This is a genomic window from Bradyrhizobium oropedii, assembly GCF_020889685.1.
Classification (GTDB): Bacteria; Pseudomonadota; Alphaproteobacteria; order Rhizobiales; family Xanthobacteraceae; genus Bradyrhizobium; species Bradyrhizobium oropedii.
This window is the reverse complement of record NZ_JACMYO010000014.1, coordinates 36,030-48,741: the sequence shown is the minus strand read 5'-3', so window position 1 is coordinate 48,741 and position 12,712 is coordinate 36,030. Positions and strand designations below refer to the sequence as shown.

10 protein-coding genes are annotated in these 12,712 nt (G+C 64.9%); 2 read left to right on the top strand and 8 right to left on the bottom strand.

The window, feature by feature from the left end; all coding sequences use genetic code 11:
• Window positions 1–10 precede the first annotated feature (10 nt).
• From H8A95_RS06575 to H8A95_RS06545, 7 genes are all read right to left on the bottom strand, one after another.
• The gene (locus H8A95_RS06575) at window positions 11–1,081 is read right to left on the bottom strand and encodes an alcohol dehydrogenase (protein WP_229182424.1); all 1,071 of its coding nucleotides are present in this window, start codon (window positions 1,079–1,081) and stop codon (window positions 11–13) included.
• A gap of 122 nt (window positions 1,082–1,203) precedes the next feature.
• The gene (locus H8A95_RS06570) at window positions 1,204–2,172 is read right to left on the bottom strand and encodes an ABC transporter ATP-binding protein (RefSeq protein ID WP_229182423.1); all 969 of its coding nucleotides are present in this window, start codon (window positions 2,170–2,172) and stop codon (window positions 1,204–1,206) included.
• Window positions 2,169–3,155, bottom strand: coding sequence for an ABC transporter ATP-binding protein (locus tag H8A95_RS06565; RefSeq protein WP_229182422.1), 987 nt, complete (start codon window positions 3,153–3,155; stop codon window positions 2,169–2,171). The genes H8A95_RS06570 and H8A95_RS06565 overlap by 4 nt, the downstream gene beginning before the upstream one ends.
• Entirely contained in the window at window positions 3,152–4,021 is an 870-nt protein-coding gene (locus H8A95_RS06560; RefSeq protein ID WP_229182421.1) for an ABC transporter permease, read from the bottom strand. The genes H8A95_RS06565 and H8A95_RS06560 overlap by 4 nt, the downstream gene beginning before the upstream one ends.
• Window positions 4,008–4,958 carry an ABC transporter permease gene (locus H8A95_RS06555; RefSeq protein ID WP_163158115.1) on the bottom strand — a complete coding sequence of 317 codons (951 nt, stop codon included), beginning with the start codon at window positions 4,956–4,958 and terminating at the stop codon, window positions 4,008–4,010. Before H8A95_RS06555 ends, H8A95_RS06560 begins: the two co-directional genes overlap by 14 nt.
• Before the next feature lie 6 nt (window positions 4,959–4,964).
• A complete protein-coding gene (locus tag H8A95_RS06550; protein WP_229182420.1) occupies window positions 4,965–6,506 on the bottom strand; it encodes an ABC transporter substrate-binding protein in 1,542 nt (513 codons plus the stop codon).
• A 236-nt stretch (window positions 6,507–6,742) separates the two neighbouring features.
• Window positions 6,743–7,975, bottom strand: coding sequence for a CaiB/BaiF CoA transferase family protein (locus H8A95_RS06545; protein WP_229182419.1), 1,233 nt, complete (start codon window positions 7,973–7,975; stop codon window positions 6,743–6,745).
• Between the two features lie 154 nt (window positions 7,976–8,129).
• Between H8A95_RS06545 and glgA the strand changes: the two genes are divergently transcribed.
• Window positions 8,130–9,557, top strand: coding sequence for a glycogen synthase GlgA (gene glgA / locus H8A95_RS06540; RefSeq protein ID WP_229182418.1), 1,428 nt, complete (start codon window positions 8,130–8,132; stop codon window positions 9,555–9,557).
• Window positions 9,558–9,748: 191 nt separating this feature from the next.
• Window positions 9,749–10,807, top strand: coding sequence for a class I SAM-dependent methyltransferase (locus H8A95_RS06535; protein ID WP_229182417.1), 1,059 nt, complete (start codon window positions 9,749–9,751; stop codon window positions 10,805–10,807).
• Between the two features lie 88 nt (window positions 10,808–10,895).
• Here the strand turns inward: H8A95_RS06535 and H8A95_RS06530 are convergent, their stop codons facing one another.
• Window positions 10,896–12,521, bottom strand: a complete 1,626-nt coding sequence (locus H8A95_RS06530; RefSeq protein ID WP_229182416.1) for a L,D-transpeptidase — start codon at window positions 12,519–12,521, stop codon at window positions 10,896–10,898.
• Window positions 12,522–12,712 lie beyond the last annotated feature (191 nt).

The window sequence follows — 12,712 nt, the reverse complement described above, 5'->3', positions numbered from 1 at the left end:
GCGGTGGCAGTTACGGCGTCAGCACGGCGCGCCCGACGAGCTGGCCCTTCTGCAGATTGGTCAGCGCCTCGTTCGCCTTGGCCAGCGGCATCGGCGTGACCGGGATCGCCGGAATCTTCTTGGTCCGCACCAGGTCGAGCAACTCCTGCGTCTCCCTGAGATTGCCGACATAGCTGCCCTGGATGGTGACCGCCTTGATCGGGATCAGCGGCAGTGCCCAGGTCGCGCCACCGCCGAATAGGCCGACGATCACGAGCTTGCCGCCCTTGGTCAGGCAGTCGAAGCCGAGCTGCGAAGTCTGGGCATTGCCGACCAGATCGATCGCGGCGCGGATCGGCTGGCCCGCCTTCTTGATCAGCTGCTCCAGTGCGTCGGGCGCCTTGCCGTCGACGGTCGCGAGCGCGCCGGCGGCCTCGGCCGCCTCACGCTTCCTGGCGTCGATGTCGACCACGATCGCGCCCTTGCCGCCCATCGCCTTCAACAGCGACAGCGCCATCAGACCGAGACCGCCGGCGCCGAAGATCACGATCGGCGTGTCGAGGTCCTTCTCGACCTTCTTCAGCGCGCTGTAGGTCGTGACACCCGAGCAGGCGTAAGGCGCGGCCGTGACCGGATCGAGCCCCTTGAGGTCGAGCAGATATTTCGGATGCGGCACCGTCATGTGATCGGCGTAGCCGCCGTCGCAATAGACGCCGAGCGCATTCGGCTTGATCGCGCACATGTTCTCGTCGCCGCCGACGCAGGTCGGACATTTGCCGCAGCCGAGCCAGGGATAGGCCAATGTGACATCGCCGACCTTGAGGCCGCCCTTGTCGGCATCTTTGACATCGGGGCCGAAGGCTATGATCTCGCCGACCGTCTCATGGCCCATCGTGCGCGGCAGCGAGACGCCGCGATCCTTCAGTGACAGCGGCTTGCGGCCATGGCCGAGATCATAGCCGCCTTCCCAGATGTGCAGGTCGCTGTGGCAGACGCCGGCGGCCTTGACCTTGATCAAGACCTGCGTGCCGGACGGCCGCGGTGTCGGATGATCGACCTCTTTCAAGGGGGCGTTGAAATCGACGACCTGGAAACTCTTCATCGCTGTTCTCCCGAAGCTTGTTCTTGCGCCGACCTTGCCACGCCTGCCCGCGCGGGACAAACGCTCATGACCCCATTTTCGAGCAAGCCGCCATGCAGCTCGTTCGAAGGGCCAAGGCCTATTCAGATCAGTGGGTGATGGCAAGCCGCGAACTGGCCGGGCGCCACCACGCGCAGTTCCGGCACCTCGCCGGCACAGCGCGCGTCGGCCCGCGGACAGCGGGTGCGGAAGCGACAGCCGGAGGGCGGGGCGATCGGCGACGGCGGCTCGCCGACCGGCACGCTCTGGGTCGGACGGACGTCCGGATCTGGCACCGGGATCGCTTCGATGAGCAGCGCGGTATAGGGATGCGCCGGCCGGGCAAACAGTTGCTCCGACGGACCGACCTCGCAAAGCCGGCCGAGATACATCACCGCAACGCGATCGCTGACCGCCTTCACCACGGCTAGGTCGTGGGCGATAAACAGCAGGGTCAGGCCGTAGCGCGCCTTCATCTCCTCCAGCAGATTGAGGATCTGCGCGCGAATTGAAACGTCGAGCGCGGACACCGGCTCGTCGCAGATCACGAATTCCGGATTGAGCACCAGCGAGCGGGCGATGCAGATGCGCTGGCACTGTCCGCCGGAGAACTCATGCGGCAGCCGCCCGCTCACCAGCGCCGGATCGAGGCCGACCGCCGACAGCACGTCGCTGACGCGCCGAGCGCGTTCCTCGGGATCCCTAACCCCCGCGATCACCAGCGGCTCGGCGACGATATCACCGATCCGCCGCCGCGGGTTGAGCGATGCAATCGGGTCCTGAAAGATCAGCTGCACGCGCCGGCGCATCTTGCGCAGCGGCTCGCCCTTCAGGGTGGTGAGATCGTGCCCGTCGAACAGCACCTTGCCCGAGACGGCCTGGCGCAATTGCAGCACGGCGCGGCCGAGCGTCGACTTGCCGCAGCCGGATTCGCCGACCAGCCCCAGCGTCTCGCCGCGCGCGATCTCGAGGCTGACATCGGACACGGCATGGATGGTCTTACCCCCCACCGAATATTCGACGACGAGGTTTTCCACTTTCATCAGCGGATCGGATGCGGCCTGCAACATCATGCGCCTACCCCCGCCGCGATCGGATGGAAGCAGGCATAGAGATGCTCCTGCGTCTCAGCAGGGCTGAGCCGCGGCTTTTCGGTGGTACAGCGCCCGGCGGAATAACGGCAGCGCGGCGAGAACGAGCAGCCCTTCATCGGCCGGGTCGGATCGGGCGGACGTCCCGAAATCGCCGGCAGCGGCGTATGCGGCGCGACATCGAGCTTCGGCAACGCCGCGAGCAGCGCCTCGGTGTAGGGCATCCGCATTTGCTTGAACAAGGCAGGCGTCGGCGCCCGCTCGACGACGCGCCCGGCATACATCACCGCGACCTCGTCGGTGCGGCCGGCCACCACGCCGAGGTCATGCGTGATGATGATCATCGCCATATGACGGCGCTGCTGCTCGCGTGCCAGCAGATCGAGGATCTGGGCCTGGATCGTGACGTCGAGCGCGGTGGTCGGCTCGTCCGCGATCAGCAGCTGCGGCTCGCAGGACAGCGCTATAGCGATCGCGACGCGCTGGCGCATGCCGCCGGAGAGCTGATGCGGATATTGCGCCAGCCGCTGCTCGGGGGCGGGAATGCCGACCGCCGCCAGCAATTCGATGCTGCGCTGCCTGGCTTGAGCAAGATCGAGCTCGAGATGCTCCTGAATGGTCTCGATCAGCTGGGTGCCGATGGTCAGCACCGGATTGAGCGAGGTCATGGGGTCCTGGAACACCACCGCGAGCGAGCGGCCGCGCAGCTTGCGCAATTTCTCAGCCGACAGGGTCGTGAGATCCTGCCCGTTGAACATCACGCGGCCGGACAGCTTCGCCTTCTTGGGCAGCAGTTGCAGGACCGCCCGCGACAGCATGGTCTTGCCGCAGCCGGACTCGCCGACAATGCCGAGCGTCTTGCCGGCGCCGACGGCGAGATCGACATGATCCACCGCCCGCAGATTGCCGCGCGGCGTCGGCAGGTCGACCACCGCGTCCTCGACCGAAAGCAATGCACCGCTCATAGCGCACCCTGCCTTGGGTCGGTCAGCGCCCGCATCGTGTCGCCGATCAGGTTGAACGCGAGCACGGTCAGGAACATCGCGATCGCCGGAATGAAGGCGAGCATTGGCGCGACATCAAGGCTTTCACGTCCCTCGCCGATCATGCTGCCCCAGCTCGAGATCGGCGGCGGCACGCCGAGGCCGAGGAAGGACAGCGAGCCCTCGACCACGATGGTGACGGCGACGCCGAGCAGGAAGAAGGCGAGCAGCGGCAGCAGCACGTTGGGCAGCAGCTCCCGCAGCAGGATGCGCGCATGCGTGGCGCCGAGCGCCTGCGCCGCGATGACGAATTCGCGTCGCGCCAGCGTCAGGGTCGCTGCCCGCGACACCCGCATGAAGGCGGGAATGCCGAGCACACCGAGGATGTAGGTCAGGTTGAAGATCGACTGGCCGAGATAGGCGGTGACCGCGAGCGCCAGGATCAGCGGCGGGAACGCCAGCAGCACATCCATGCTGCCGACCACGAAGGATTCGAAGCGGCCTCGGAAATAGCCGGCGAGCATGCCCAGCGCGCCGCCGATGGTGACCCCGATCATCGGCGCGCAGAGGCCGACGATCAGCGAGATCCGCGCGCCGTAGATCAGCCGCGACAGCTCGTCACGGCCGAGACCGTCGGTGCCGAGCCAATGCTCGGCCGAGATCGGCGCCCGCCGCTCCAGCATGTCCATGTCGGTCGGGCTCGGCAGCGGCAGCAGGTCGGCAAAGATCGCGACCGCAAACACCAGCACCATCCAGCCGATCGCGAACCAGAACAGCATGCCAAGCCGGCGGCGGCGGACCGGCGTCGCACCGGCCTCTTCCTCGAGACTGAGCTCAAGCGTGGCCATGGCGGATCCTCGGGTCGAGCACGGCGTAGAGCATGTCGACGATGAAGTTCATGATCACGAAGCCGGCGGCGACCAGCAGCACCACGCCCTGCAAAATGATGAGGTCGCGGGTAAGGATCGCGCCAACCAGCAGACGTCCGATTCCGGGCAAGGCAAAGATCGTCTCGACGATGACGGCGCCGCCGATCAGGCGGCCGATATTGATGCCGGTGATGGTGACGAGCGTCAGCGACGACGGCTTCAGCGCGTGTACGAACAGGATGCGCGACGGCTTGAGGCCCTTCGCCTTGGCGAGCGCGATATAGTCCTCCTGCAGCGCAGCGATCATGTCGGAGCGCAGCACGCGCATGATGCCCGGCCATTCCGCAAGCCCGAGCGTCAGCGCCGGCAGCACCATGAAACGCAGATTGGCGACCGGGTCCTCGGTGAACGGCACATAGCCGGTCGCCGGCAACAGCCGCAGCTCGACCGCGAACAGATAGATCAGCAGGATCGCAGAGAGGAAGGTCGGCACCGACAGCATGCCGAAGGCCGAGCCGGTCATCAAACGGTCGAACGCGCTGCCGGCCTTGGCCGCGCAGGCGATCGCGAGCGGCACGCCGATCGCAAGCCCGATCAGCTCGGCCAGGATCATCAGCTCGAACGAGACCGGGATGCGCTCGCTGACCGCCTGCAGCACGGTCTGCCCGGTGCGGAAGGATCGTCCGAAATCACCCTGCAGGATGTGCCACAGCCAACCGAGATAGCGCAGCCAGATCGGCTGATCGAGCCCCATGTCGTGACGCAGCGCCGCAACGTTCTCCGGCGTCGCCTGGTCGCCGAGGATCACGTAGGCCAGATCGCCAGGCAACAGCGAGGCGATCACGAAGGTCAGAACCGAGACCGCGATCAGCACCGGCACCAGATAAAGGAGCCTGCGCGCGACGAAGAACAGCATGAAAGGCTATTCCTTCCAGGCGTAGGAGACGTCGAGCACCCCGTTGAACATCTTCGGAACGCCCTTCACCTTCGCGCTCGAGATCGCGTAATAGGTGTTCTGGAAGGTCCAGAACCAGATCGCCTCCTTGTTGATCAGGCGGCTGATCGCGCAATAATCGTCGGTGCGTTGGGCGACGTCGGCGGTGGTTCGCGCATGCTCCAGCAGCCGGTCGAGCTCCGGATTGGAGTAGTTCGCCAGCGCCACCGGGCTGCCGGTGTGGAAATTGGCGTACATCTGCGGATCGGGATCGGCGAGATCGACGATGCGCCACGGCGTCAGCTGGAACTGGCGCATGAAGGCGCGCGGCGGAATGGTCGCCTGATCGACCTGCTCGATCTCCATATTGGCGCCGATGCGCTTCCAGAATTGCTGCAGCACCTGACCGCCGGTGCGGCCACGCGGCGTCGCCGTGACCAGCATCTTGAACTCGACCGGCTTGCCGTAGTCCTTGAGCAGCGCCTTGGCCTTTTCGACATCGTAGGGCAACGCGCCGTCGTCCTTGCACTTCACCCAGGAGCCGTCGCCATAGGGATTGCTGGCCGGTCGCGCCAGCCCATTGGTGATCGCTTGCGACATCTTGTTGCGGTCGAGCGCCATCACCAGCGCCTGGCGCACACGCACGTCGTCGAGCGGTGGGACCTTGGTGTTGAAGGCGGCGACTGAAGCCCCCGAGCCTTGATAGGTATGCACGGTCAGACTCGTGTCTTTGCGCGCCTTGATGATGTTGTCGGCGTCGGCCTCGTCGTCCCAGATGATGTCGGCCTCACCCGATTGCAGCGAGGCGAAGCGCGACTGCGCATCCGGCAGCGGCTTCAGGATGATGCGGTCGAGATAGGGCTTGCCCTTGTCCCAATAATCCGGGTTCTTCTCCAGCACCATGCGGTCGCCGGCGGTCCAGGATTTCAGGACGTAGGGACCGGTGCCGACCGGGTTGCGATTGTAATCGTCGCCCTTGGTCTTCCACGCGGTTGGCGACTGCATCACGTTGTTGGAGCTCTGGATCGACTGGGTTGCCGGAAAATTCACCGACGGGTCGCTGAAATTGTAGACCACCGTCAGGTCGTCGACCGCATTCACGCTGATGATGCTCGTGATGTAGAAGGCGCAGCGGCACTTGTTGGCCGGATCCTTCTGGCGGTCGAAATTCTCCTTCACCGCCTGCGCGTTGAACGGCGTGCCGTCATGGAATTTGACGCCGGGCCGCAGCTTGATGGTCCAGGTCTTGAAGTCTTCGGAATGCTCCCACGACAGCGCGAGCTTCGGCTTCGGCTCGCCCTTGTCGTCGAGCGTGGTCAGCGTGTCGAAGATCGCGGCCGCTGCGGTGTTCGCCGACGTGTCGTAGACGCCGACCTTGAGCGGATCGAAGCCCGGAATGTCGAGCTCCTGCCCGACGGTGAGCGTGCCGCCCTGCTTCTGCGCATGGGCCGGTGCACCGAATGCAGCCGCACCTAATCCCGCCACAAGAAATATACGCGCCATCGCGTGCGCGCGCCCGACCAGCTTCATCAATGCTCCCTCCCAGATGGGCGACGTCCGGTGTTCCGGATCGTCGTATGTCGGGCGGCAGCTTGTCCGGAATCGCCGCGCGCGACAAGACCGTAAAACGGATGAAAAGCCGCAGGGCGATCACGATGCGATCTCATGAGCTCGCATCGTGACCTCATCTACTTATTGGAGCATGATCTTTCGGAAAACCGGCATCCACTTTGCGCTAACGCAACCCTTCGGGTCCGGATCGTGCTCTAACTGCGCGCGGTTTTCGCCGGTTGCGCTGCAAAGCCTGCGATCTGATCCTCGGAGAGGCCGATCTCCTTCAGATAGGACAGCGTGTGCTCGCCGAGCGTCGACATCCGCTTGCGCGCACCGACCGTCGCACCGGACATGCGGAACGGCAAATTGAGCACCTTGAAGCTGCCGCCGCCGTCCTCGACCTCGGCCAGCGCGCCGCGGTGAGCGATTTGCGGATCGGCGAGTGCCTCGCGCACGGTGCGATAGGCCGACGACGGCACACCATACTCGTTGAGCGCAACAAGACAGGCTTGCGTGCTGACCGCGCGCGACCACGCCTCGACGCCCTCCATCAGGCCCGCCCAGTTGTCCCGCCGATCGGAATATTTGGCAAAGCGCGGATCGGACACCCATTCGGGCCGGCCGATCACCTGCATCAGGTTCTGGAACGTCTTCTCGCTGGCGATCGCCACCATGACGTAGCCGTCGGTGGTTTCGATCGGGCCGAACATCGGCCGCTGCGGCGGCTTCACCTCGAACTGCGCCGCCTGCACTTCGTTCAGGGTGAGGCTCAGCATCGATTCCAGCATCGAGACGTCGATGTGCTGGCCCTTGCCGCTGGCAGCGCGCTGATAGAGCGCCGCCGAGATCGCGCCGAAGGCATAGACGCCGGTCAGGACGTCGGCGTGATAGATCCCGCAATAGTCCGGCCGGCTGCGGCCCGGCTGGTAGGCGAGATGCGCCATCTCATACCCCGAGGCGGCATGGATCACCGGCGCATAGGCCGGCAATTCCGCCGACGGGCCGGTCTGGCCGTAGCCGGAGATCGAGCAGAAGATCAGTTTTGGATTGATGTCGCGGACGGAGGCATAGTCGAGCTTGAGCCGCCGCATCACGCCGGGGCGGAAATTCTCCACCAGCACGTCGGCGGTCGCGATCAGCCGGCGCACGGCTTCGACGCCGGCCGGCGACTTCAGGTCGAGCACCAGACTGTTCTTGCCGATATTGAGCTGGCCGAATGCGGTCGAGCAATTGTTGCGCACCGGCGGTCGCGTCCGCATCGTCTCGCCCTCGCCGGGCTCGATCTTGATCACCTCCGCGCCCATGTCGGCGAGCATCCGCGTGCAATGAGGTCCGGCGATCGTGGTCGAAAAATCGAGCACGCGAAGGCCGTCAAAGCTCCGTGTCAAATTCCCCTCATCGTCAGCGGCTATTGTCGTTGCCAAGGCTTCCTCCAGCTTCGTCATTTCGTTGTTCGGCGTCGTGTGACCCTAAAGTGAGCCGCCCTGACAGGAAAGCGTCTCGTCCAGACTGAGGCCGCGGGCCGTCTTGCATTTTACTCAAAGGCAGATTGGACCCGATCTTGCATGGCCCTGTCACGGGCTGGAACGAGGGCGCTTGTTGAAGGTCTTATTCGTCACGACCGAGATGGACGATTTCGTCCGCGTGGGCGGGCTCGGCGCCGTTTCCGCTGCACTTCCCCGGGCGCTTCGGCCCTGGAGCGACGTGCGGATCATGCTTCCCGGTTACCGGGACGTCGTCGAACAGTTCACGCATATTGAAATCGTTGGACAATGCGCAGCACTTGCGGAGATGCCGGCCTGCACGCTCGGGCGCGCATCGACCAAAGACGGGCTGCCGGTCTATGTGCTGCTGTGTCCAGAGCTCTACGACCGGCCGGGCAATCCCTATGGCGATGAGTCCGGCCGCGACTGGCCCGACAACGACATCCGCTTCGGCCGCTTTGCCTCCGCCGCTGCCGAACTTGCAGCCGGAACGCTGGACAAGAATTGGGCAGCGGACCTCGTTCACGCCAACGACTGGCAGGCCGCGCTCACACCTGCCTACCTCGCATGGCGTCAGCTACGGATTCCGTCGATCCTGACCATCCACAATCTCGCCTATCAGGGCCTGTTTCCGAAGGACTCGCTGCGGCGGATCGGCGCACCGGAGAGCTCATTCCACATCGATGGGCTGGAGTTCTACGACAAGCTCTCCTTCCTCAAGGGCGGCCTCGTCTACGCCTCGCATCTGACCACGGTCAGCGCGACCTATGCGAAGGAGATCACCACGGCTGAACTCGGCTGCGGGCTGGAGGGCCTGCTACGGGTGCGCTCCGACGCCGACCAGCTGACCGGCATCCTGAACGGCATCGACGAGAGCTGGGACCCGCGTCACTGCGCGCAGCTCGCACAGCCGTTCGGCGCCGGCGACTGGAAGGGCAAGCAGGCCAACGCCGACTATGTCCGCCGGCAGTTCGGGCTTGCGGTCTCGCGCGGGCCGATCTTCGGCCTGGTTGCGCGGCTCGTGCATCAGAAAGGCGTCGACCTCGTGCTGTCGGCTGCCGACGAGATCATCAGGGACGGCGGGCAGATCGTCGTCACCGGCAGCGGCGAAACCGCGATCGAGGATGCGCTGGTGACCGCCCATCGGCGCCGCCCCGACGCGATCGGCGTCATCATCGGATTCAACGACGCGCAGGCGCGCCGGATCTTCGCCGGTAGCGACTTCACCTTGATGCCGTCGCGCTTCGAGCCCTGCGGCCTCAGCCAGATGTATGCCCAGCGCTTCGGCTCGCTGCCGATCGGCCACCAGACCGGCGGGCTTGCGGAGACCATCGCCGACGGCGAGACCGGCTTCCTGTTCGCACAGCCCTCGGCGGAATCCTTCCTCGGCGGTGTCAGGCGCGCCTTCGACGCCTATCGCGCCAAGGATCGCCTCAACGCCATGCGTTCGAGCGCGATGGCCAAGTCCTACAGCTGGGACCTGTCGGCCGCCTGCTACGGCGCGCTGTACAGAAAGCTCATCATGCCGCGGGCGGCGGCGTAAGGCGTTCGCCTCGCAAGCTTGTGAAGGAGGCCGCTCTGGCATCCCAGCTGGTTTGTGACATTCCGTCTCCGCCGCCGAGCCCATTCGTGCGATCATGTCCGCACCCACGGCTATTTGCCTGGACGATCGCGCAAGCATGAAATTGGCAATGATGGACTTTTTGCAAAACCCGATTGCGATGGAGGAACATCATGGACGTCAACGAGGAGCGTCTTAATTCATTCATGGGAAAGATGATTGGCGATGTCGGCGCGGCGATGAACGCCTCGCTGATGCTGCTGGGAGACAAGCTCGGGCTTTACAAGACTCTTGCAGAGCAAGGTCCGATGAACGCCGCGGCCCTGGCCAAGGCAACGGGAACAGCCGGACGTTACGTTCAGGAATGGCTCTCGGCGCAGGCAGCTTCCGGCTACGTCGAATACGACAGCGCCACCGGAAAATTCTCGATGCTGCCCGAGCAGGCGCTGGCACTTGCCAACGAGGACAGCCCGGTCTTCCTCGGCGCTGTGGGGAGCCTTGTCGGCGCGACCTTTCTCGACGAGCCGAAGATTACCGATGCGTTCAAGACCGGCAAGGGCGTCGGCTGGAACAGGCGCAGCGAGTGCCTGTTCTGCGGCACCGCCCGCTTCTTCCGCACCAGCTACAAGCACTATCTGGTCCAGGAATGGCTGCCCGCGCTCGAGGGCGTCGTCGACAAGCTGAAGAAAGGCGCCATCGTGGCTGACGTCGGCTGCGGGCACGGCGTCTCGACACGGTTGATGGCGGAGGCATTTCCGAAATCAACCTTCTACGGCTTCGACTATCACGAGGGCTCGATCCACGCCGCGCGGCAGTCCGCGCGGGAGGCCGGACTGTCGGACCGCGTTCATTTCCAGACGCACTCCGCCAAGGACTTCCCTGCCAACAACTATGACCTGGTGTGCTTCTTCGACTGCCTGCACGACATGGGAGATCCGGTCGGCGCCCTCAAGCACACCCGCTCCACCCTCGCCGACGACGGCACCTGCATGTTGATCGAGCCGTTCGCCAACGACCGGCTGGAGGACAACCTCAACCCGATCGGACGCATCTACTACGCCGCTTCGACCATGATCTGCACGCCGGCGTCGCTGGATCAGGAAGTCGGGCTCGCGCTCGGTGCGCAGGCCGGAGAAACCAGGCTGCGCGAAGTCGCGCGTCAGGCCGGCTTCTCACGTTTCCGCCGCGCGGCGGAAACGCCGTTCAACCTGATCCTGGAAGCTCGACCGTAACTGCACAACGCAATTGGACGGCGGCATCACACCGCCGTCCAACGTTCTCAGTGCTGGCCTGATCGGCGGCTACGCCGTCAGCGTCCTGCTACCAGTCCTGCGATTGCCAGTAGTACTGGCCGCCGCGCCGGCGCGGATTGGCGGCCTGCGGATTGCCATAATACGGATTGCCGTACTGGGTCGGCCCTTGAGGATTGCCGTATTGGGGATAGCCGTATTGGGTGCCGGACTGGGGATTCCAGCTGCGCTGAGAGAAGAAGCCGAAACCATCCTCGTCCCTGCTTGCAACCGGGTAATCCTCATCCATCGGCCGCGGCGTCGGCTTGCGCGTGATGAAACCACCCTGGGGCTGGTTGCTCAGCACGGCGACGAACTCGGTGCGGTAGTTGGTCTCGGCGCTCAACGGCTCATCCGAAATGATGATCGAGGAGCGCGGCACGGCGGTCGGCGCAATGCGATCCAGCACATCCTGCGGGATGGTGACGCGGTCGAGCGCGTCCTTGGCGTTGTCGCCATCGTCGATCGTCACCTCGGTCCAGCGCAGGCCGGAGTCGTTGCGCGCCATCGCCGTGAAGATATGTGTGCCGATCGGCTTGTCCGGATCACGGATCGTGACGGGAACCTCGATGCTGGAATCGAACACCTCGCCGCCGTCAGCCCATGGCTTATGGGTGTTGCGCCGGACGTAGAGCTTCTGCGTCGCCCGACTGATGTAGACCGAGACCGGCTCCAGCGCGAGCTTGGCCTCGGTCGCCGCCTTCTGGGTGTCGGCCTTCTTGCTCTCGGCCGCCTTGAAGGCTTCCTTCGCGGCGGCTGCGGCATCGAGCTTCGGCTTCGCGTCACCCTGGGCGGCCTCGAACTGGGTGGTCGCCTCCGCAGCCTTGGCAGCGGCCTTCTGCTTCAAATCCTCGGCACGCGCCTTGGCCTGGTCGGATTTAGCCGCGGCGAGCGTCTTGTCGGCGAACGCAACCGCAGCATCGGCGCGGGTCTTGATCTGTTCCAGCTTGCGCAGCGACGCCGGCGTGGACTGTGCCGCTTCCTTCGTCGCAACCGCGGAAGCCTTCTTCGCCTCGTCAGCGGTCTTGGCGGCATCCGCCGCCTCGCGAGCCAGCTTCTCGGCACGCGCCGGAGCAGCCGCGATGGCCTGTGCGTTCGGCACGAACAGCGCCGAGTGGGTGAAATCGACCGGCTCCGGGTCGTTCGGCGCGATGATCACGCGCATTCCGATTCGCGTCCTGTCGAACAGCTTCTCGGCAAAGTCATAGGGCATCCGGACGCAGCCATGGGAGGCCGCATAGCCCGGCAGCGGCCCGCCATGCAGCGCAATGCCGTTCCAGGTGATGCGCTGCATGTTCGGCATCCAGGCATCGTCGTACATGGTTGAGTGATGGTCCTTGTCCTTCTCGACCAGCGCAAAGATGCCGGCCGGCGTCTCGCGTCCCTTGACGCCGCTCGACACCGGCGCGCGGTAGATCCAGCCATCCGCGTCGTAGAACGTGACTTTTTGGGCCTTGATCGACACGATCGCCATGATCGGCTCGCCCGCGGTACGCGGTGCCGTCGCCTCGATGGTTGCCGCGGAACGCTGCTGCTTTGCCGCCGCGCCGCCGGTCAGTGGCGCAAGTGTGACCATCGCCGCGAATGTCACAATGGCGGGATGCCCCCAACGCCGCATCGCTCCGGTGGTTTGCGCCGTCGTCGTTCGATTTACCATGCGATTCCTCGGTCGAAATGCCTGCCCGCGCTGAGTCGATCCGTACCAGATCACGATTTTGGATTGATTAATCGCTGCCGCGGTTCCACGCCGCAGACCCTCGCTCTGGGGGACTATTCATTCATATATGACGGCGGATGCAGGAGGAAGGGTACCGCCCGGCCAAAACCGCCCTGCGACAGCCGAAATCC

What these genes read in the sequence shown, in the direction of transcription:
- H8A95_RS06575 (WP_229182424.1), bottom strand. Translation starts at nt 1,081, where the DNA reads ATGAAGAGTTTCCAGGTCGTCGATTTCAACGCCCCCTTGAAAGAGGTC.
- H8A95_RS06570 (WP_229182423.1), bottom strand. Translation starts at nt 2,172, where the DNA reads ATGATGTTGCAGGCCGCATCCGATCCGCTGATGAAAGTGGAAAACCTC.
- H8A95_RS06565 (WP_229182422.1), bottom strand. Translation starts at nt 3,155, where the DNA reads ATGAGCGGTGCATTGCTTTCGGTCGAGGACGCGGTGGTCGACCTGCCG.
- H8A95_RS06560 (WP_229182421.1), bottom strand. Translation starts at nt 4,021, where the DNA reads ATGGCCACGCTTGAGCTCAGTCTCGAGGAAGAGGCCGGTGCGACGCCG.
- H8A95_RS06555 (WP_163158115.1), bottom strand. Translation starts at nt 4,958, where the DNA reads ATGCTGTTCTTCGTCGCGCGCAGGCTCCTTTATCTGGTGCCGGTGCTG.
- H8A95_RS06550 (WP_229182420.1), bottom strand. Translation starts at nt 6,506, where the DNA reads ATGAAGCTGGTCGGGCGCGCGCACGCGATGGCGCGTATATTTCTTGTG.
- H8A95_RS06545 (WP_229182419.1), bottom strand. Translation starts at nt 7,975, where the DNA reads ATGACGAAGCTGGAGGAAGCCTTGGCAACGACAATAGCCGCTGACGAT.
- H8A95_RS06535 (WP_229182417.1), top strand. Translation starts at nt 9,749, where the DNA reads ATGGACGTCAACGAGGAGCGTCTTAATTCATTCATGGGAAAGATGATT.
- H8A95_RS06530 (WP_229182416.1), bottom strand. Translation starts at nt 12,521, where the DNA reads ATGGTAAATCGAACGACGACGGCGCAAACCACCGGAGCGATGCGGCGT.